This window comes from Rhodococcoides kyotonense (genome assembly GCF_900188125.1).
Taxonomy (GTDB): domain Bacteria; phylum Actinomycetota; class Actinomycetes; order Mycobacteriales; family Mycobacteriaceae; genus Rhodococcoides; species Rhodococcoides kyotonense.
This window is the reverse complement of the sequence record NZ_FZOW01000003.1, coordinates 136,591-154,927: the sequence shown is the minus strand read 5'-3', so window position 1 is coordinate 154,927 and position 18,337 is coordinate 136,591. Positions and strand designations below refer to the sequence as shown.

19 protein-coding genes are annotated in these 18,337 nt (G+C 63.8%); 11 read left to right on the top strand and 8 right to left on the bottom strand.

Going from position 1 to position 18,337, the window contains the following annotated elements:
- The first annotated feature begins 297 nt into the window (after positions 1–297).
- The gene (locus CHB96_RS30040) at positions 298–846 is read left to right on the top strand and encodes a hypothetical protein (RefSeq protein WP_245865304.1); all 549 of its coding nucleotides are present in this window, start codon (positions 298–300) and stop codon (positions 844–846) included.
- 4 nt (positions 847–850) lie between these two features.
- Here the strand turns inward: CHB96_RS30040 and CHB96_RS06215 are convergent, their stop codons facing one another.
- On the bottom strand, positions 851–1,750 hold the full coding sequence (locus tag CHB96_RS06215) for a LysR family transcriptional regulator (protein WP_089244182.1): 900 nt from the start codon (positions 1,748–1,750) through the stop codon (positions 851–853).
- A gap of 72 nt (positions 1,751–1,822) precedes the next feature.
- On the opposite strand from CHB96_RS06215, the gene CHB96_RS06210 reads away from it, so the two are divergent.
- The gene (locus CHB96_RS06210) at positions 1,823–2,722 is read left to right on the top strand and encodes an EamA family transporter (RefSeq protein WP_089244180.1); all 900 of its coding nucleotides are present in this window, start codon (positions 1,823–1,825) and stop codon (positions 2,720–2,722) included.
- A 1-nt stretch (position 2,723) separates the two neighbouring features.
- On the opposite strand, the gene CHB96_RS06205 is transcribed toward CHB96_RS06210, so the two are convergent.
- Positions 2,724–3,098: a nuclear transport factor 2 family protein gene (locus CHB96_RS06205; RefSeq protein ID WP_089244178.1), complete on the bottom strand. Its 375-nt coding sequence runs from the start codon at positions 3,096–3,098 to the stop codon at positions 2,724–2,726.
- A gap of 95 nt (positions 3,099–3,193) precedes the next feature.
- Here CHB96_RS06205 and CHB96_RS06200 point away from each other — a divergent pair, with 95 nt between their 5' ends.
- Together CHB96_RS06200 and CHB96_RS06195 are read left to right on the top strand one after the other, a co-directional pair.
- A complete protein-coding gene (locus CHB96_RS06200) occupies positions 3,194–4,459 on the top strand; it encodes a Mur ligase family protein (protein ID WP_089244176.1) in 1,266 nt (421 codons plus the stop codon).
- The gene (locus tag CHB96_RS06195; protein ID WP_089244174.1) at positions 4,452–5,159 is read left to right on the top strand and encodes a type 1 glutamine amidotransferase; all 708 of its coding nucleotides are present in this window, start codon (positions 4,452–4,454) and stop codon (positions 5,157–5,159) included. The genes CHB96_RS06200 and CHB96_RS06195 overlap by 8 nt, the downstream gene beginning before the upstream one ends.
- Positions 5,160–5,218: 59 nt before the next feature.
- Here CHB96_RS06195 and CHB96_RS06190 read toward each other — a convergent pair whose 3' ends face one another.
- Positions 5,219–5,596, bottom strand: a complete 378-nt coding sequence (locus tag CHB96_RS06190) for an SHOCT domain-containing protein (protein WP_245865302.1) — start codon at positions 5,594–5,596, stop codon at positions 5,219–5,221.
- 142 nt (positions 5,597–5,738) lie between these two features.
- On the opposite strand from CHB96_RS06190, the gene CHB96_RS06185 reads away from it, so the two are divergent.
- A complete protein-coding gene (locus CHB96_RS06185) occupies positions 5,739–6,170 on the top strand; it encodes a DUF6325 family protein (protein WP_089244717.1) in 432 nt (143 codons plus the stop codon).
- Positions 6,171–6,179: 9 nt separating this feature from the next.
- Positions 6,180–6,470, top strand: coding sequence for an SHOCT domain-containing protein (locus tag CHB96_RS06180; RefSeq protein ID WP_089244170.1), 291 nt, complete (start codon positions 6,180–6,182; stop codon positions 6,468–6,470).
- A gap of 64 nt (positions 6,471–6,534) precedes the next feature.
- Here the strand turns inward: CHB96_RS06180 and CHB96_RS06175 are convergent, their stop codons facing one another.
- From CHB96_RS06175 to CHB96_RS06155, 5 genes are read right to left on the bottom strand one after another with little or no spacing between them, the layout of a single operon-like run.
- The gene (locus CHB96_RS06175; protein ID WP_089244168.1) at positions 6,535–7,566 is read right to left on the bottom strand and encodes an ABC transporter ATP-binding protein; all 1,032 of its coding nucleotides are present in this window, start codon (positions 7,564–7,566) and stop codon (positions 6,535–6,537) included.
- Positions 7,563–8,621, bottom strand: a complete 1,059-nt coding sequence (locus CHB96_RS06170) for an ABC transporter ATP-binding protein (RefSeq protein ID WP_245865300.1) — start codon at positions 8,619–8,621, stop codon at positions 7,563–7,565. The genes CHB96_RS06175 and CHB96_RS06170 overlap by 4 nt, the downstream gene beginning before the upstream one ends.
- Positions 8,618–9,553 carry an ABC transporter permease gene (locus CHB96_RS06165; RefSeq protein ID WP_089244165.1) on the bottom strand — a complete coding sequence of 312 codons (936 nt, stop codon included), beginning with the start codon at positions 9,551–9,553 and terminating at the stop codon, positions 8,618–8,620. The genes CHB96_RS06170 and CHB96_RS06165 overlap by 4 nt, the downstream gene beginning before the upstream one ends.
- Positions 9,550–10,482: an ABC transporter permease gene (locus CHB96_RS06160; RefSeq protein WP_089244163.1), complete on the bottom strand. Its 933-nt coding sequence runs from the start codon at positions 10,480–10,482 to the stop codon at positions 9,550–9,552. Before CHB96_RS06160 ends, CHB96_RS06165 begins: the two co-directional genes overlap by 4 nt.
- 47 nt (positions 10,483–10,529) lie before the next feature.
- On the bottom strand, positions 10,530–12,083 hold the full coding sequence (locus CHB96_RS06155) for an ABC transporter substrate-binding protein (RefSeq protein ID WP_089244161.1): 1,554 nt from the start codon (positions 12,081–12,083) through the stop codon (positions 10,530–10,532).
- Positions 12,084–12,381: 298 nt separating this feature from the next.
- Here CHB96_RS06155 and CHB96_RS06150 point away from each other — a divergent pair, with 298 nt between their 5' ends.
- The 5 genes from CHB96_RS06150 to CHB96_RS06130 are packed head-to-tail and all read left to right on the top strand — an operon-like array spanning position 12,382 to position 18,326.
- Positions 12,382–13,554, top strand: a complete 1,173-nt coding sequence (locus tag CHB96_RS06150) for an acyl-CoA dehydrogenase family protein (RefSeq protein ID WP_089244159.1) — start codon at positions 12,382–12,384, stop codon at positions 13,552–13,554.
- A gap of 53 nt (positions 13,555–13,607) precedes the next feature.
- Positions 13,608–15,767 carry an acetate--CoA ligase family protein gene (locus CHB96_RS06145; RefSeq protein ID WP_089244715.1) on the top strand — a complete coding sequence of 720 codons (2,160 nt, stop codon included), beginning with the start codon at positions 13,608–13,610 and terminating at the stop codon, positions 15,765–15,767.
- The gene (locus tag CHB96_RS06140; RefSeq protein WP_089244157.1) at positions 15,764–16,693 is read left to right on the top strand and encodes an SDR family oxidoreductase; all 930 of its coding nucleotides are present in this window, start codon (positions 15,764–15,766) and stop codon (positions 16,691–16,693) included. The genes CHB96_RS06145 and CHB96_RS06140 overlap by 4 nt, the downstream gene beginning before the upstream one ends.
- Complete coding sequence (locus tag CHB96_RS06135; protein ID WP_089244155.1) at positions 16,693–17,538, top strand: MaoC/PaaZ C-terminal domain-containing protein; 846 nt, start codon at positions 16,693–16,695, stop codon at positions 17,536–17,538. The genes CHB96_RS06140 and CHB96_RS06135 overlap by 1 nt, the downstream gene beginning before the upstream one ends.
- Complete coding sequence (locus CHB96_RS06130) at positions 17,535–18,326, top strand: thioesterase family protein (RefSeq protein ID WP_089244153.1); 792 nt, start codon at positions 17,535–17,537, stop codon at positions 18,324–18,326. Before CHB96_RS06135 ends, CHB96_RS06130 begins: the two co-directional genes overlap by 4 nt.
- Positions 18,327–18,337: the final 11 nt, after the last annotated feature.

Sequence of the window (18,337 nt, the reverse complement as noted above, 5' to 3'; positions counted from 1 at the left end):
ACGCGGCCGATGATGTGCTCGGCAGCCCTTCTGTATGCGGGACCTAGGGCGCTACTCAGCCATGACACGGCGGCTGAAGAGTGGGGGATGATCCGACAGCGGCAGGGGCCCGTCCATGTGACGATCCCGTTCGGCTGCTCGGCCACGAGTCAGGGCGCCGTCTCCCGCCACGCCAAAATGCGCTTCACAGCGTTGGACAACAACGAAATTCACCCCGGAGTCGTTGTCCATCGATCGCGTGCTTGGTCGCATATCTCGGTCGAGACCGATCCGCTGAGGACGAGTAAGCCTGATACCGTGCTCGACCTTGCGGTCGATGCGCCCACCGTCAGGGACGCGATGGTCCGAATGGTCTCGGCGATGTCGTCGGGTGCCGTCTCGGTCGATGCGATGCGGCGAAAGATGGAACTCCGCCGTCCTCGACGCTATCGATCGGCGCTGTTCGATACGTTGGCGCTGCTGTCCGGCGGCGTTCATTCGGCTCTCGAGCATCGCTATGTCGTCGATGTCGAGCAGGCGCACGGCCTACCCGCCGGTGCGCGCCAGACGCCGCATCACGTCGACGGACGGACGCTGTTCGAGGACGTCCTGTATGAGGACGTCGGCCTCATCGTCAGGCTCGACGGCCAGGCGTTCCACTCGGCCCGGCAGCGTCGGTTCCGGGATCGCCGACGGGACAACGCGGCCGAGCTCAGCGGTCTGCCGCGCCTCGTCTACGGCTGGGACGAGGTGACCAAGGATCCTTGCGGCGTGTACTCCGAAGTGCGCGCGGTGCTTGTCCGGGAGGGGTGGCGAGATACTTCGTTTCCCTGTGAGGGCTGCGCCCATGTGCACGAAAATACATAGTGGGCTATGGATTTTCGTGCACATGGGCGGCCTCGGACTTGAACGCACCCACCACCGCCGCAACAGCCGGCAGCTTCCGCGCGCCAGGCCTCGTCGCGAGCTCGTATACCCTGCCGGCCCGCACGCCGCGCAGCGGCAAACGAACAAGAGACGGATGTACGACGGCGTAGCGCGGCAACAGCGCGACCCCGTGGCCTCGCGCGACGAGCTCCTCGGTGACACGAAAGTCGTTGATACGCTGGACCACCCGAGGCTGAACGCCCGTAGCTGCCGCGACGGACAGCAGGACATCGTCGACCGGGAAGCCGCCGCGCACGCTGATCCACTGCTCGTCGGCGAGTTGCCGTAGATCCACCGAATTCTGCGACGCCAGAACGTGTTCCGGTGGAAGCACCAGATCGATGGGTTCACGCATCAACGCCAGCACCTCGATGCGCGGCGCCGTCGTCGGATGCGCTCGGTCGTCGCGATGCGTCAGAACGACGTCGTAATCGGCGAGCAGAGCGGGCACCGCCGACGCGGGTAGGTCCTCGTCGCTTGCCTCGATCCGAGTTCCGCTGTCGCGCAATCGGTCCAACACTCCGGGTAGCAGGAGCGCAGCACCGGACGGAAACAGCGCAACCCGTACGCGACCCCGGGGTGACGCACTGTACGACGCCATCTCGGCGGCCGCGCGGTCGAGTGCCCCGAGTACCTCGTCGGCCCGCAGTACCAGCGCGGTACCGGCGTCCGTGAGGCGCAACCGTCGACCGTCGGGCTCGAGAAGCGCAACCCCGGCTTCCTTGGCGAGTAGCTTGAGCTGTTGCGACACGGCCGAGGGAGTCAACGACATCGCCGTGGCCACTGCGCCGACGGTCCCGCGTCCCGCAAGTTCACGGAGAATCCGGAGCCGTTCGACATTCATATAACAAATCTTAACCATCAATGCGAAAATATTCGATTGTTCTGATGCTTCGGCGCATCGAAGATAGACGGCGTGACCACTCGCGACCGCCTGCTCGGAACAACCGTCGCCGTGTTGTGGGGACTGAACTTCCTCGCAATCCGCGTCGGCCTCGACCACTTTCCTTCGTTCTTCTTCGCGGCCCTCCGCTTCCTGGTCATCGCAGTACCGGTGGTCCTGTTCGTCCGGCGACCGAACGTCCCGCTGAAATGGCTTCTGCTGTACGGCTTCGGCTTTGGATTCCTGCAGTTCGCGTTCCTGTTCGCCGCGATGAACGCCGGGATGCCGACCGGTCTCGCATCGCTCGTGTTGCAGTCGTCGGCCCCGTTCACGATCGTTCTCGGGGCCCTGCTTCTTCGCGAGAACGTCACCCGGCGGCAGATACTCGGCATCACCGTCGCGGTCGCGGGGATGGCGCTCATCGGTTACGACCGGGCGCAGGCGGCATCGCTGGTTCCCGTCGCGCTGACGTTGCTGGCCGGGCTCGGGTGGGCGTTCGGCAACCTGGGCAACCGTCTCGCGAAGTCGACGGAACCGATGCGGCTGATGCTGTGGATGTGCGTCGTGCCGCCGTTGCCGATGCTCGCGCTGTCCGCGATAGCCGAAGGCCCGACGACGGGGTGGCACGCTCTCGCCGACGCATTCAGTGCCGACGGGTGGCCCGCGCTGGCCGGCCTGGCATACATCGTGCTGCTCGGCACGATCGCCGGATCGGGGCTGTGGACGATGCTGATGGGCCGCCATCCTGCAGGCGTCGTCGCACCGTTTTCGCTGCTCGTTCCCGTCGTCGGAATCGCGGGTGCGTGGATTTTCCTGAGCGAGACTCCCAGCCTGCTGTCACTGGCAGGTGCCGCCGTCGTGATCGCCGGGTGCTTGGGCGGCATGGCCCGAAACCCGCGCCCGACGCCTCTCGCCGAGCCCGTCCGGGTGTGAGTCAGACCTGCTTCAGGTCCTCCGGTGACCAGTAGGCGCGCATCGATGTGATCCTGGCCTCGTCGTCGAACTCCATCACATCGATGGGGTCGACCTCGAACGTGTTCTCACCGAAGTGCGACGTCAGCCGGAAGTGGAAGGCTGCAGTGTTCGCCGCGATTCTGCATGTCAGGAGTTCCGACGTCTGCTCGATGGGCTCCAGCACGGCGTAGAACTCGCGTATCGACGCCTCGGTCGTTCTGACCTCGCTTCCGGCGGGGTCCTCGACGGTCGCGCCCTCGGCGTACAGAGCAAGAACATCGTCGACGGTTCCGTGCGCGACGGCCTGCACATAGGCGTCGACGGTCTTGCGAAGGACGTCGGGCTCGGGAGTCATGATCCAGCCTTTCTGTAACGTGTTTCAGTTGAACTTAGCCGCACTGCCCGTCTTCCGAGGAGAGTTGCCGGAAAGGTCTGTGCCAGACTCGGCGCATGGTTCGAGCGGGTGAGCGCAGGGCGGCAATAGGTGCGCGCGGCCGGCTGGCGCTGAGGGCGGCGGAGGCCGCTACATGGGCGTCACGCAAGGCAGGCAGAGGCAAGGGATCGATGATCGGTGGGCTCGTCGCCCTCATGATCGATCCGGACATCCTGACGGGCCTGGGCTCCGGGCGTCGAACAGTCGTGGTTACCGGCACCAACGGAAAATCGACGACGACGCGTATGACGGCTGCCGCGCTCTCCACACTCGGTGACGTCGCGACGCAGGCCGACGGCGCCAACATGGACGCAGGCATCGTCGCGGCACTGCATGCGCACTTCGATGCGCCGTTGGCGGCGCTGGAGGTCGACGAGCTCCACGTCCCCCACGTGTGCGACGCCGTGTCACCTGCTGCCGTCGTGCTGCTGAACCTCAGTCGCGATCAGCTCGACCGCGTCGGCGAGATCAACATGATCGAACGCAAGCTACGTGCAGGCCTCGCCCGGCACCCCGAGACCGTCGTGATCGCCAATTGCGACGACGTCCTCGTCACCTCGGCGGCGTTCGACGCTCCGAACGTCGTCTGGGTCGCTGCGGGCGGCGGCTGGGCGGGCGACTCGGTGAGCTGTCCGCGCACGGGCGAGCCGATCGTCTGGGACGGCGATCACTGGTACTCGACCGGCGGTGACTTCGCCCGGCCGACCCCGGATTGGTGGCTCGACGACGAGAACCTGTACGGACCCGACGGCCTGAAGATCCCGATGTCGTTGGCGCTTCCAGGAAAGGCCAACCGCGGCAACGCAGCTCAGGCCGTCGCTGCCGCCGTGACGTTGGGTGCATCTGCTGCGGACTCAGTGTCTGCCGCGTCCACGGTGAACGAAGTCGCCGGCCGCTACTCGACCGTTCAGTACGGATCTCATTCCGTCCGAATGCTTCTCGCGAAGAACCCCGCCGGATGGCAGGAAGCCCTGTCGATGATCGACCCGACCGTCGATGGTCTCGTCATCGCCGTCAACGGTCAAGTTCCCGACGGTGAGGACCTGTCGTGGCTGTGGGACGTACGGTTCGAGCATTTCGAGAACGTCGCCGTCGTCGCCTCCGGTGAGCGCGCCACGGACCTCGGAGTGCGGTTGCTGTACGCGGGTTCGAAGCACACCACCATCGCAGATCCGTTGAAGGCCATCGCATCCTGCCCTCCTGGACGCGTCGAGGTGCTGGCCAACTACACCGCGTTCCGGGATCTGGGACGCGCACTCGCACGCGAGGTGAGCGATGTCTGAGTCCACCGTCCGCATCGGCCTCGTCCTGCCCGACGTCATGGGCACGTACGGCGACAACGGAAATGCGCTGATTCTTCGGCAACGACTACGTATGCGCGACATCGACGCCGAGGTCGTGCACATCACGCTGAACGATCCGGTGCCCGAGTCTCTCGACGTGTACACCCTTGGTGGAGCAGAGGATTCGGCGCAGAGGTTGGCCACGCGCCACCTCGGCAAGTATCCCGGTCTGCAGAACGCGGCTGCCCGCGGAGTCCCGGTGCTCGCGATCTGCGCGGCGATCCAGGTTCTCGGGCACTGGTACGAGACGTCGTCCGGCGAACGCGTCGACGGCATCTCGCTGTTCGACGTCACGACGTCGCCGCAGGAGGTCCGATCGATCGGTGAGGTCGTCACCGAGCCCACCCTCGACGGCTTGAGCGGCAAGCTCACCGGCTTCGAGAACCACCGCGGCGGAACCACTCTGGGTCCCGACGCGCATGCGTTGGGCAAGGTGGTCTCGGGCGTCGGGAACGGTGTCGGGGACGGGCGCGAAGGCGTCGTGCAGGGGTCCGTGATCGGGACGTACATGCATGGTCCGGTGCTCGCGCGGAACCCGGAGCTCGCAGATTATCTGCTGGAGAAGGCGATTGGCCGTGCGTTGGAGCCTCTGGATCTCCCGGAGGTCACGCAGCTTCGGAAGGAACGTTTGAGGCGCTGACGCGCATGTGCACGAAAATACATACCCCGCTATGTATTTTCGTGCACGAGCTCTGAGCGCTAGCGAAGAGCCTTCTCCTTCAGCTGCGAGAACTCCGCCTCGGAGATGGTTCCGTTGTCGAGCAACGTCTTGGCGTGCGCGATCTCCTCGGCAGACGTGCGCCCGGCGACCTGCTTGATGTACTGCTCCTGTTCGTCCTTCGCCCGTTCGACCGCGACGACCTGACGCCTGGTCATGTCCCCACCCTTGACGATGATGTAGATCAACGCCGTCAGGAACGGAGCCACGATCAGGAAGAACACCCAGACAGCTTTGATCCACCCCGACGTCTTGTGGTCGCGGAAGAGGTCGCCGATGATCGAGAACAGCACCATCAGGTAGGCGACGAATGCGAAGCTGACGATGATCAGCCACAGAAAATCCCAGAACGAGTCCACGATCCCTAGCCCCATTTCACTGGTCGGAGAAGCCTGTAGCTCATGCTCGCACCAGCGCGGGAGCATGATCATCATCCGAAACAGGTGAATTCACCCGCACCGGATGATGCGTCGGGGGCCGGGCCCGAGCAGCATCGTGACGATGAGCGAAGCAATGGTCGACGTGGGTCCGGTGGGCGTTCTCGTGATGACGTTCCCCGGTGACCGAGCGGATCCCGACGTCGTCGCCGCGCTCGCGCAAGTGGTCGAGCAAGGCGTCATCTCCCTGCTCGATCTGGTGTACATCGGACGCGGTCTCGACGGGTCGCTCCGGCAGGTCGACGTCGACGAAGCACTCGACGACGTCGGGCTCGAAATCCTCTCGCTCGAGGCGAAGGCACTCATCAGCGACGAGGATCTGGACGTCGTACGCGACACGGTGGAGCCGGGCACGTCCGCTGCAGTGCTGGTGTACGAGCAGACATGGGCGCGCACGCTCGCGAATGCATCGAGGAATGCAGGCGGAGAAGTGGCGCTGCACGTTCAAATACCGCGTGAGACAGTCGAAATCGCGCTCGCGGCTGCGATGGCATAGGAGAGAGACATGGTGTTCGGACGCGGACGAGTGGGTAGGCCCGGACTGCTCGGGACGGTAGCGCGCACCGCGGTCGTCGCGGGAACCGCCAACGCGACGACCAACATGATGAACCGTCGCAGACAAGCACGCGAGGAACCGCAGCAACAGGTGCCGCCACCTCAATCGCCGCCACTTCAGGCGCCGCAGGCGGAAGAAGACCTCGTCACCAAGATCCAGAAACTCGCGGACCTCCGCGATCAGGGAATCCTCGACGCCGACGAGTTCGCGCAGGCGAAAGCCAAGCTGCTCGGCACCTGAGCACCCCGGGGGGTGGTGGAACCACGAGGGCCCTGTATCCAGCGGATACAGGGCCCTCGTGGCGTCAGGCGATGGGGTCCTTCTCCCGGAGCAACGAATCTGCGAAATGGCACGCGGACATCGATCCGTTGTCGCGTCGTTCGAGAACCGGTTCGACGCGGGTGCATAGCTCCCGTGCGTACGGGCACCGAGAGGTGAATGCGCATCCTGTCGGCGGATGGGCCGGATCGGGTGAATCTCCTTCCAAGATGGTCTTGGGACGGGCACGTTGAATGGCCGGGTCGGGGACGGGAATGGCGGATAGCAGAGCCTTCGTGTACGGGTGCCTAGGCGAGTCGTATACCTCTGCAGCAGAGCCGAGTTCGACGATTCTCCCCAAATACATGACCGCGATGCGGTCACTGATGTGACGCACTACGCCCAGGTTGTGCGAGATGAAAAGGCATGTCAGGTCGAATTCCTTGTTCAGGTGGACCAGCAGGTTGATGACCTCCGACTGTGTCGATACGTCCAGCGCGGACACCGCCTCATCGGCGACGATCACCTTCGGTTCGAGAGCCAGAGCCCGTGCGATCGCGACTCGTTGGCGCTGTCCGCCGGACATTTCGCCGGGATACCGCATGGCGAATTCCGTACGCAGTCCCACCTTGGTGAGCAACTCGGCCACCCGGTCGCTGTGGTCGGCTCGGGTGGATCGGCTGAAGATCCGCAGCGGCTCCGATATGGCGTTCCCGACGGTCTTGGTCGGGTCGAGCGAGGCATACGGGTCCTGGAAGATCATCTGAAGGTCGCGCCGGGTACGCCGAAGGTGGCGTCGGCCGAGCGCCAGCAGATCCCGGCCCTGATAAAGAACGGCCCCTTCCTCGGGGCTTTCGAGCCGCAGGATCGACCGACCGAGCGTGGATTTGCCCGAACCCGACTCGCCGACGATGCCGAGCGTCTCGCCGGCTCGAACGCTGATGCTGATGTCTCTGACGGCCCTGACGGTTTCGCGTGGTCGCCCCAGAAGGTCTCGCGAACGTACGAAGGACTTGGACAGATGCTGTACATCCAGCAATACGGGCTTGGTGACGACGGTCTTCTCGAGTGTGGTCATCGCGATGCCTCCAGGTCTGCCGAATCGATCGTGTCGCGGGCAGGAACGGCCTCGAGGGGCAATGCCGGCAGCAGGCCCGACAGGTCGTGGTCGGTGACGCGTACGCATCGGGTGCTGCGGTCCGATCGGATTTCGATCAGTTCGGGGTGCCGACCGTCGCATGTACCGGCGACGGAGTGGCGGCACCGCGGCGAAAAACGGCATCCAGGCGGCATGTGCTCGGGCCGAGGGACCATGCCAGGGATCGCGACCAGATCGTCACCGGGTGCGATTCGTTGCGGTAGTGATTCGAGAAGCCCTGCGGTGTACGGGTGCAAGGGCTCGGCGAACAACTGCTCCGCGTGTGCTGTTTCGACGGGTTCCCCGGCGTACATGACAGTCACCTCGTCGCAGAAGTCCGCGACCACTCCGAGATCGTGCGTGACGAGCAGTACCGCTGTGCCGAGATCCGACTGGAGTCGTCGAAGTAGTTGCAGCACGCCGGCTTGCACGGTGACGTCGAGGGCTGTCGTCGGCTCATCGGCGATCAGCAGTTTGGGATCGCATGCTATCGACATCGCAATCATCGCGCGTTGCCGCATTCCACCGCTGAAGCTGTGCGGGTAGTCCTTCACTCGCCGTGCTGCGGCGGGTATCCCGACGAGGTCGAGCACTTCGATTGCTCTGGCCCACGCCTTTTTTCGTGAGCTGCCCATATGGGTTCGGACTGTTTCTGCGATCTGCTCCCCGACAGTGAAGACGGGATTCAGACTCGTCATCGGCTCCTGGAAGATCATCGCGATCTCGCGTCCCCGGATGGAACGCATGCGGGAATCGTGTGCGGCGAGCAGGTTTTCACCGTCGAAGTCGATGGTGCCGCGAGTCACCCTGCTGTTGTGCTTCGGGAGGAGACCCAGTATCGACAATGCGGTCACTGTTTTACCCGAACCGGATTCGCCGACGAGGGCGCGTGTTCCGCCCGCGGCCAGTTCGAGGTGCGAGCCGGTCACCACCGGTGTCCAGCCGGCATCGGTGCGAAACTCGACCTGGAGGTCCTCGATGGACAGAAGATTCACGACTTTCTCCGTTCCTGGCCGACGGCGTCTCGGATGCCGTCGCCGAGCATGTTCAAGGACAGAATGGTGAGCATGATCGCGAGTCCGGGCGGGACGACCATCCATGGGCTCTGGAAGCGATTGTCGAACGCGCTTCGAAGCATCGAACCCCAACTGGCAGTGGGTGGTTGGACGCCGAGACCGAGGAAGCTGAGGCCCGCCTCCGCCAGAAGAGACAGTGACAGCATCAGCGTGACTTGCACCAGTAGAGGTGATCTCACGTTCGGCAGCACGTGCATCAGAACGGTGCGAGGCGTCGAACAGCCGACTACTTTGCTTGCCTCGATATAGGTTTCCTCGCGCACGTTGATGGTCGATCCTCGTACCACACGGAACAAGCGAGGCGCGGACGCAGCGCCCACCGCCAGCATTGCGTTGACCAGGCCGGGCCCGAAGATCGCGATGATCGCGAGAGCGAGCACGAGAGCAGGAAGGGCGATCAAGGCGTCTGCGATGCGGCCTGTGATCCAGTCGAACTTGCCGCCCAAGTAACCAGCGAGCAGCCCGAGCGGGAGGCCGGTCACCGCTGCGAATCCCACGGCGATGAGCGGTGCGACGAGAGAGATCTGAGTGGCATAGATCAACCGGCTGAATGTGTCTCGACCGAGTTGGTCTGTGCCGAGGATGTGGTCGTCGGAGAACAACGGTAGAAACGCCGACGCCAGTTTCTGGTAAGCGGGGTCGTAGGGCGCGATCCACGGGGCTGCGATGGCGACGACACCGAGAAGTCCGAGAAAGATCAGGCATACGACGTTGGTGCGGGACTTGAGGATTCGTCGCACGAACAACCGGCCAGGCGACGGAGGGACCTGCCGGGCGCTTGTCGTCTTCGTCGAGGATCCGAGCTGCTGCCGAGCACTGTCCAGCGGTGACGAGAGGGGCTTGATCGTCATGATGTCCTGGCTTTCGGATTGAAGTACGCGTACGAGATGTCGACGAGCAGGTTGATCACGAGAACGAACAGCGTGATCACGACGACGAACGCCTGGATGACGGGAAAGTCACGCTCGAGAATTGCCTTCAATGCGACGGAGCCGAGCCCGGGCATGCCGAACACTTGCTCGATGATCACCGCGCCGCCGATCAGTGCGGCCGCCTGCAGTCCGAACACTGTGACGACCGGGACCGCGGCGTTCTTCGACGTGTGCTTGACGATCACTTTCCAACGCGGCAGGCCCTTCGCGGTGGCGGTGCGAATGTAGTCGCGTTCGAGTACATCGATGACACCTGCTCGCGATTGCCTGGCGATCTCGGCGGCAGTGACGGTCCCCAACGCGAGGGCGGGTAGTACCAGGTGCGAGAACCACGCGTCGACGCCTTCGCTGAGCGGTGCGTATCCAGTCGCAGGGAAGAGCCTGAACTGGAGCGAGAAGAACGTGACGAACAGGAGTCCGAGCCAGAAGCTCGGCATCGAGATACCGAGGGTGGTCAAGCCGGTGAGCATGCGGTCGACCCACGTGCCCTGGCGAAGCCCCGCGAAAACACCGACGACGACACCGAACACCAGTGACCACGACAGCGCGACGAAAGCAAGAGACAGCGTGACGGGCAGGGCTTCCAGGATGGCGTCGACGTTGCGATGGCTGCTGAGCAGTGAGGTGCCCAGATCGCCGGTCAGCAGATTTCCGACCCAGCTGAAGTATTGGACGACGATGTTCTGATCGAGCCCCAGCTGGGCTCTTGTCGCGGCGATCTGTTCGGCAGACGCATTCTCACCTGCTGCCACTACCGCGGCGTCTCCGGGTATCAGGTGGATCATGGAGAAACTGAGAATGGTGACCAGAATGAGCACGGGGACAGCTGCCAACAATCGTTTGACCATGAATATCAACACAATTGGAACACCTCATCTTCGTTCGTCGGTGGAATTCACTTGCTCACGTCCAACGTTCTGAGACCGGTGCCTCCGGTCTTGTAGAACTCGTAGTTTCCGATGTTTCCTTGGCTGGCGACCGAGGCCACCGAGTGGCACAGAACGATCTGCGCCGGGCCCATGTCGAACGCCTCGGCCAGAAGGTCCTCGTAGGCGGCTTTTCGCTCGTCGACGTCGGTACTGCGTGCCGTTGCGGCGTACAACTCGGCCATTCGGTCGGTGGTCAGCTTGCCGGGATTGTCTCCTCCCGTCGGCAGATACGCGGATGAGACGTAGAGGCCCGGGTCCGTTCCGCCGCCGTACTGGCCGACGAGAGCATCCGCCTCGCCTGTGACGAATCGCGCCCGAGCCTGCGTCGCGTCCATGACCTCGATGCGCATGTCGATGCCGATGTCGGCCAGATTCTGTTGCACCACTTGGGCGTTGTTCTGGTAGATCGACAGGCTCGGCACCGCTGCGGTGAACGTGAAACCGTCGGCGAGCCCGGCATCGGCCAGGAGTTCACGCGCTCGGTCGGGGTCGTAGTCGGCCCAGCCGCTGTCGTCGAGCGAGTCGCTGTGCGCGAAGTAGCCCTCGGGATACGGTTGCGCGCCGGGTATACAGTCGCCGGAATACAGCACTCGTGAGATGGCCGCGCGGTCGATGGCAAGGTTCATGGCCTGGCGTACGGCCTTCTCGCCGAATTCACTTCGTGACGTGTTCAGCGAAATTCTTGCCATGCTGGTGCTGGCGCCGCCGGAAGTGAAGACTTGCAGTCCACCTGCTTTGGCTTCTTCCTTCTGCGGGCCGACCACACCTGTCATCGTCGATTCGCCCGCTTGCAGGGAATTCATGCGGGTGGCGGTGTCGAGTTGGATGAGGAAGGTGAGCTTGCGGAAGCGATAGGCGTCGTCGTCCCAGTAATCGGGCCTGCGGACGAACTGATATTCGGTGCCGGGAATGCTGGACGTCATCATGAAAGCGCCTGCACCGACAGGATTTTGGTCGAGGTCGACGTTACCGAGGGCGGCCGGTGAGACGAGCATGCCGGGTCTCGATGCCAATAGCGTAGGAAGTGATCCGCCGGGTCCGACGAGGTTGAGGCGGGCCGTGCGCTCGTCGAGGACGTCTACGGATCCTATGGTCCCTGCGATCTGGGCTTTGATCGTGGACTGCGGATCGGTCAGAATTCTGTCGATGTTGCTCTTGACTGCAGCGGCATCGACGGGGTTTCCGTCCGAAAAGGTAGCTCCCGCACGCATGTTCAGAATGAATGAAGAATTTTCGTCGTCCAGCTCCCAGCTCTCGGCCAGCATCGGTATCGGGTTGCCGTCGGTGTCGACGTCAGTGATTCGATCGTAGATCACCGTCAGTAACGGTAGGTCGTTTTCAGTAACTCCGCGGTGTGGGTCGAGGCTGCTGGGCACGACGATCTGGCCGTAGATCACCGTCGCGTCACGATCGAGCGCAGTGCTGTCGAATGTCCGCTGGTCGATGCCGGCGCATGCTACCGAGAGGGCACACACGGTAGCGAACGCAGCTGCGCGTCCGAGGATCGATCGGTGCGACATGTGATGACCTCCGAATGGGTCGGGAGGAAGTGCCCCGCGGGCGTCGAAATCGACTGCGAGCCTGCCCGAGAAGGAAACTTCGTCGATGTGCCACGCCCGGTGTCCCAGGGTGATTTCTAGAAGGATGTTCTAAAACATTTGCGCTGTCAAGGTTCGGCTCGGATCTCCAGAAATCCGACAGTTCGGGCTTGACAAGGGGGGTCTGATCGTTCACTGTGCTTCTAGATCGAAGTTCTAGAATATCGTTCGATCTCACTTTCTCTCTCCTCCCCGCGAACCTGGAAGGGACGTCCAAGACATGGTCGATTTCGCTCTGAACGAAGAAGAAGAATTGATGCGCAAGTCCGTTCGCGCATTCCTCGAGAAGGAAGTGATTCCCCTCGAGAGCGAGGTGCTCCGGAACGAGCGTGAAGGCAGGCCCGGACTACCGACTGAGGACATCAAGGCGCTGCGAGCGAAGGCTCGCAAGTCCGGCTTCTGGGGTATCAACACGCCCGAGGAGTACGGCGGAGCCAACCTGGGTCCCGTGATGAGCGCGATCATCGCAGCCGAAGCAGGCAGGACCTTCGTGCCGTTCTCGTTCGGCGGTTCCGCGGACAATATCCTCTATGCAGGTAACGATCAGCAGAAGCAGCAGTACCTGATCCCGACCATCGAGGGTGAGCGCAGGTCGTGCTTCGCCATCACCGAACCCGGTGCCGGGTCCGACGCGCGGAGCATCAAGACCCGGGCGGTCAAGGACGGCTCGGACTGGGTCATCAATGGCGAGAAGATCTTCATCACGGGCGGCAACGAAGCAGACTTCGTCATGGTGTTCGCGGTGACCGACAAGGAGAAGGGCGCCGACGGCGGTGTCACGTGTTTCATCGTCGACCGCGACATGGGCTGGACATCGACACCCATCCCGACGATGGGGCAGTGGGGGCCGGCCGCGCTGTCGTTCGTCGATGTCCGTGTCCCCGAGAGCAATGTGCTCGGCGAGGTCGGCAAAGGTTTCGAGCTCGCGATGAGCTGGATCGGCCAGGGCCGCTACATGATTCCGGCCCGCGCGATCGGCTCCGCGGAGCGGTTGCTGGACATGGCGATCGAGCATTCCAAGAACCGCGTGTCCATGGGACATCCCATTGCGGAGTACCAGGCCATCCAGTGGCAGATCGCCGACTCGCACGTGGAGATCGAATCGTCGAAGCTGCTGACGCTGCGCGCGGCGTGGTCGGTGGCGCAGGGAGTGGACGCCCGGCACGTGTCTTCGGTGGCCAAGCTGCACGGGTCGATCATGGCGAACAACGTCGTCGACCGTGTTCTGCAGATTCATGGCGGTATGGGCTACACGAAGGAACTGCCCATCGAGCGCTGGTACCGCGAGCTTCGGCTGCTGAGGATCTTCGAAGGCACCGACGAGATCCAGCGACGCACGATCGCGCGGAATCTGATCAAGGGACATGTCAATTCCGACGGCTTCGGACACTGAGAGGGGAGATGCTTCTCGATGCAGGCGTCACTCCGCAGACAGGAACGGACTCCATGACCAATCCGACCATCGAAGGACTCGACCTACGCGCGCTCTTCGAGCCCCGCTCGATCGCGCTGATCGGAGCTACCGACAAATCACCCTGGTCGCTCAACACATTTCAGAACATCAAGGACAGCGGTTTCACGGGAAACGTGTACCTGGTCAACCGGTCCAGCCCGGAAGTGCACGGGATGCGTACCTATCGAACTCTGGCGGAACTGCCCGACGTGGTGGACCTGATCTTCGTCATGGTTCCGACAACGGTCGTACTCTCCACTCTCCACGCTGCGGTCGACCACGGCGCGCGGGCTGCGGTGATCCTGACGTCGGGATTCGGCGAGACGGGTGCGGAGGGCAAGGCTCTGGAGGACGAGATCATCGCGTTCTCCCGCGCGAGCGGTTTGACGGTGCTCGGACCCAATGGAAACGGCTTCATCAACGCGGCGGAGAAGATCACGCCCTACGGTCTGCCGATCGGACGCCCCCTTCTGACAGGTTCTGTCGGCTTCGTCCTGCAGAGCGGCGCGCTTGCCAGCTCCGTTCTGCAGTTCGCCCAGGCCCGCAACGTCGGCCTGAGCTTCCTGACCGCCATGGGCAACGAATCGATGATGTCCGTGACGGACGTGATGGAGTATCTGGTCGACGACCCCAACACGTCGGTCATCGCTCTGTTCCTCGAATCGGTCCGTGATCCTTCCGAATTCCGTCGTATCGCTCGGCTCGCACTCGACGCAGGGAAGCCGATCGTCGCGCTGAAAATCGGACGCAGCGCGCTGGGCGCCCGTGCGGCATTGGCGCACACCGGCGCTCTCGTCGGCGACAATTCTGTCATCGACGCGGCATTCGCACAGATGGGTGTCATCCGCGTTCGTTCGCTCGAGGATCTCATCCTGACGGCGGGCCTGATGGCCAGCCTGAACGGCGGATTGCCCGGCCCTCGAATGGGCGTCGTGACCCCGTCCGGAGGTGCATCGGAGATCATCGCCGATCGCGCCGAGGACGAAGGACTCGAGCTTCCTGCATTCTCCGACAACACTACTCGCGCGCTGCAGGACATCGTGCCGGACTTCGCCACCGTGCAGAACCCGCTCGACGTCACCGGTTACGTCGTCATCGATCGAACCCTCATGCGCCGTTCGCTGGCGGTGGTGGCCGAGGATCCGCAGGTCGACTTCGCGGTGCTGCTGTCCGAGCTTCCGCGTGTTCCCGCTGCCGACCCAGCGCTCGCGCTTGCGGCGTACGGTGACTCGGCCGAGAACATCAAGGCGACGGCTGTTCCGACCGTCGTGCTCAGCACCGTTCTCACCGACGTCACCGAGCACGGTAGATCGATCGCCGATGCTACCGACTTTCCACATGTTCTCGGCGGTATCGAGCACGGAATGACGGCCCTCGGTAATGCAGTTCGCTGGGCAGCCATCCGGCGAAATTTCGTCGGACAGAACTCCGCTCCGACGCCCGATCCCGGCGGGATCGTGCTCGAGCGAGAGCCGTCGGGCATGTGGACCGAGTACGCGGCCGGCCGTCTGCTTCGAGTTCACGGAGTCCCTGTGGTTCCGACGGAACTGGCGACGACGGCCGACGACGCCGTCGCTCATGCCGACGCATTCGGCTACCCCGTCGTACTCAAAGCTGTCGCCGAGAACCTCGGTCACAAGAGCGAGGTCGGGGGAGTCCGGCTGAATCTGCAAAGCGCCGACGACGTCAGGGACGCATTCGATTCGGTGACGTCATCACTGCAGGCGATGGGATCGACGGGCGTCGCGACCATCGTTCAACCGCACCGCAGCATGGACGGAATCGAAATGCTGGTCGGTGTCGTGCGCGATCCGGTGTGGGGGTTGACCCTCGCGGTCGGACTGGGCGGAGTGTGGGTGGAAGTGTTGGCGGACGCCGCAATTCGCGTGTTGCCCGTGTCGCACGACGACGTGCGCGAGGCGATCGACGGGTTACGCGGAATAACGCTGCTGAAGGGTGCGCGCGGGAGCACGCCCGTGGATATCGATGCGTTGGTCGGCCAGGTCAAGCGCATCGCCGACGTCGCCTACGGCCTCGGGGACCGGCTGCAGGCATTGGAGATCAATCCCCTGATGGTGAGTGGGTCCCACTGCGAGGCGCTCGACGCGCTGATCACGTGGAGTCCGACCGACGAAGAACAGGAATCCCGATGAGCGGAATATGTGAGGGCAGAATCGTCGTGGTCACCGGTGCCGGTCGCGGCATCGGTAGAGGACATTCGCTGGAGTTTGCCCGCGAGGGAGCGATCGTCGTCGTCAACGACATCGGCGCCGATGTCGATGGATCCGGCAGCGCCGACGGGCCTGCAGGCGAGGTCGTCGACCTCATTCGGGCGGCAGGCGGTGAGGCGCGGGTCGACGGAACCGACGTGTCGGACGAGGACGGCGCGAGGAGGCTGATCGAGAGCACCGTCGAGCACTACGGTGACCTGCACGTTCTTGTCAACAACGCAGGGATCCTGCGCGACCGAATGATCACGAACATGACGGCGGCCGAATGGGACGACGTCATCCGCGTCCACCTGCGGGGCACGTTCATGCCGATGCACCACGCGTCGCGTTACTGGAAGGAACAGTCCAAATCCGGTGCGGCCGTAAATGCGCGGGTGATCAACACGACGTCGTCGTCGGGGATCTACGGCAACGTCGGTCAGGGCAATTACGGCGCGGCCAAGGCGGGTATCGCCAGCCTGTCGATCATCGCGTCGATGGAACTCGCCCGCTACGGCGTGACGGTCAATGCGGTGGCGCCTGCAGCTCTCACCCGGATGACGGAGAACCTCGGCGGGAACGTCGGCCGAGAAGCGCCGGCAGAGGGTGATTTCGACGCATCGGCGGCGGACAACATCGCTCCGCTCGTCGTGTGGCTCGGCAGCGAGGAGTCACGCGACATCACGGGCCGGGTGTTCAACGTTCGCGGCGGGCACATCAGTGTCGCCGAGGGCTGGAGTGCAGGACCGAGCTTCGACAAGGGCGCTCGCTGGGCACCCGGCGAACTCGGTGAGGTGGTGCCGCGGCTGGTCGCGGAGGCAGCGGGCAACGCGAAGATGAACGGACTCGTGCCGGAGAAGGTGTCCTGATGGCGCTCGATCTCGGTGTCATCGGTGTGCCGAGCGATCCGGTTCGACGAACATGGACATCGAAGGACGCATTGCTGTATGCGGTAGGTGTCGGGGCCGGCCAGGACCCGACTCTCGACGAATTGGCCTATGTCACCGAAAATTCGGCGGACACCGCGCAACGGGTTCTGCCGACGTTCGCCGTATTGGCCACGCAGGCGCGGTCCGGACGGTCGCTCGGAACGTTCGATCCGGCGATGCTCGTCCACGCCGAGCAGGCGTTCGAGACGGCAGGGCTCCTACCCGTCGACGGTGACGTACAGGTGAGATCGACGGTGACGTCGATGCAGGACAAGGGGAGTGGGGCGCTCGTGGTCACCGAAGCGACCGCCGTCGACTCTGCGACGGGGGCGGTCGTCGCGTCGTCGCGATCTTCGGTATTCATCCGTGGGGAATCGGTCGGCCACGCCGGAGACCGCAGCGGTGATGCGGCGCCGATGCCGACCACCGCGCCAGATTCCAAATCGACCTACGCGACCCGTGCCGAACAGGCTCTGCTCTATCGGCTTTCGGGGGACCGCAATCCCTTGCACTCCGACCCATCGTTCGCCGCCCGCGCGGGATTTTCGTCGCCGATCCTGCACGGACTGTGCACGTACGGCATCACCGGGCGGGCTCTGCTGCACGAGCTGTGTGGCTCCGACCCGACACGGTTGCTTTCGATGTCGGGTCGATTCACCAAACCGGTGTTTCCCGGCCAGGAGCTGACGGTGTGGATCTGGAATACTCCCGACGGCATACGTTTCCGTGCCACCACGTCGGACGACACTGTTGTCCTCGACCGCGGGACGGTGGTCGTCCGATGACGGCAACGGTTCGGGAAGTGGCCGAGCCACGCAGCGACATCGGCGAACCATTCTTCGACGGTGCGGACGGACACTACGAACCTCGGCCGCATGCTCGAAGCCCGTGGTCCGAGAACCTCGTTCACGGACGCCTCGTGTCCGGTCTGATGGCTCACGAAGTGGAACGAACACACCTGGCCGACGGCTTCCACCCGGCTCGTATGACGACGGACCTGTTCCGTCCGATCCCGATGGGGCCGATCGACATCACCACGTCCGTTCGGCGTGCCGGCCGACGGGTCCGCATCGTGGAGGTCCAGGCGTCCGCGGACGGCGTTCCCGTCGCACTCGCGAGCGTGCAGGCCCTGCTGTCCGGTGCCGAATCGACTCCGGTGACGTGGGCGCCAGTCGAATACCGCGCTCCGACACCGGAATCCGTTGCGCCGCCCGTGAAACAGGCCCCACGGCACTTCGGCGAAGTTCGACGGCTCGAACCGTCGGGCGACGGCCGGAAGTTCGCGTGGTTTCGGGAAACGTGCCCGCTGCTCGACGGGGTCGGGGACACACCCTTCCAGATTGCCTCGATGGCGGCCGACTGGGTCAGCCCCTTCACGAACATGGGCGCGACGAGCCTGAACTTCATCAATGCCGACGTGACTCTGTACCTGAGCAGGCTCCCGATCGGGAAGTGGATCGGCTTCGAGAACCTGGACCACAAGATCGACAACGGCGTGGCCGTCTCGGTGTGCGCCCTCCATGACGAGCAGGGTCGCATCGGAACAGCAGCTTCTGCTGCCTTGCCCTACTGAGAGAAGAGAAA

What these genes read in the sequence shown, in the direction of transcription:
- CHB96_RS06215 (WP_089244182.1), bottom strand. Translation starts at nt 1,750, where the DNA reads ATGAATGTCGAACGGCTCCGGATTCTCCGTGAACTTGCGGGACGCGGG.
- CHB96_RS06205 (WP_089244178.1), bottom strand. Translation starts at nt 3,098, where the DNA reads ATGACTCCCGAGCCCGACGTCCTTCGCAAGACCGTCGACGCCTATGTG.
- CHB96_RS06200 (WP_089244176.1), top strand. Translation starts at nt 3,194, where the DNA reads ATGGTTCGAGCGGGTGAGCGCAGGGCGGCAATAGGTGCGCGCGGCCGG.
- CHB96_RS06195 (WP_089244174.1), top strand. Translation starts at nt 4,452, where the DNA reads ATGTCTGAGTCCACCGTCCGCATCGGCCTCGTCCTGCCCGACGTCATG.
- CHB96_RS06185 (WP_089244717.1), top strand. Translation starts at nt 5,739, where the DNA reads ATGAGCGAAGCAATGGTCGACGTGGGTCCGGTGGGCGTTCTCGTGATG.
- CHB96_RS06180 (WP_089244170.1), top strand. Translation starts at nt 6,180, where the DNA reads ATGGTGTTCGGACGCGGACGAGTGGGTAGGCCCGGACTGCTCGGGACG.
- CHB96_RS06175 (WP_089244168.1), bottom strand. Translation starts at nt 7,566, where the DNA reads ATGACCACACTCGAGAAGACCGTCGTCACCAAGCCCGTATTGCTGGAT.
- CHB96_RS06165 (WP_089244165.1), bottom strand. Translation starts at nt 9,553, where the DNA reads ATGACGATCAAGCCCCTCTCGTCACCGCTGGACAGTGCTCGGCAGCAG.
- CHB96_RS06160 (WP_089244163.1), bottom strand. Translation starts at nt 10,482, where the DNA reads ATGGTCAAACGATTGTTGGCAGCTGTCCCCGTGCTCATTCTGGTCACC.
- CHB96_RS06155 (WP_089244161.1), bottom strand. Translation starts at nt 12,083, where the DNA reads ATGTCGCACCGATCGATCCTCGGACGCGCAGCTGCGTTCGCTACCGTG.
- CHB96_RS06150 (WP_089244159.1), top strand. Translation starts at nt 12,382, where the DNA reads ATGGTCGATTTCGCTCTGAACGAAGAAGAAGAATTGATGCGCAAGTCC.
- CHB96_RS06145 (WP_089244715.1), top strand. Translation starts at nt 13,608, where the DNA reads ATGACCAATCCGACCATCGAAGGACTCGACCTACGCGCGCTCTTCGAG.
- CHB96_RS06140 (WP_089244157.1), top strand. Translation starts at nt 15,764, where the DNA reads ATGAGCGGAATATGTGAGGGCAGAATCGTCGTGGTCACCGGTGCCGGT.
- CHB96_RS06135 (WP_089244155.1), top strand. Translation starts at nt 16,693, where the DNA reads ATGGCGCTCGATCTCGGTGTCATCGGTGTGCCGAGCGATCCGGTTCGA.
- CHB96_RS06130 (WP_089244153.1), top strand. Translation starts at nt 17,535, where the DNA reads ATGACGGCAACGGTTCGGGAAGTGGCCGAGCCACGCAGCGACATCGGC.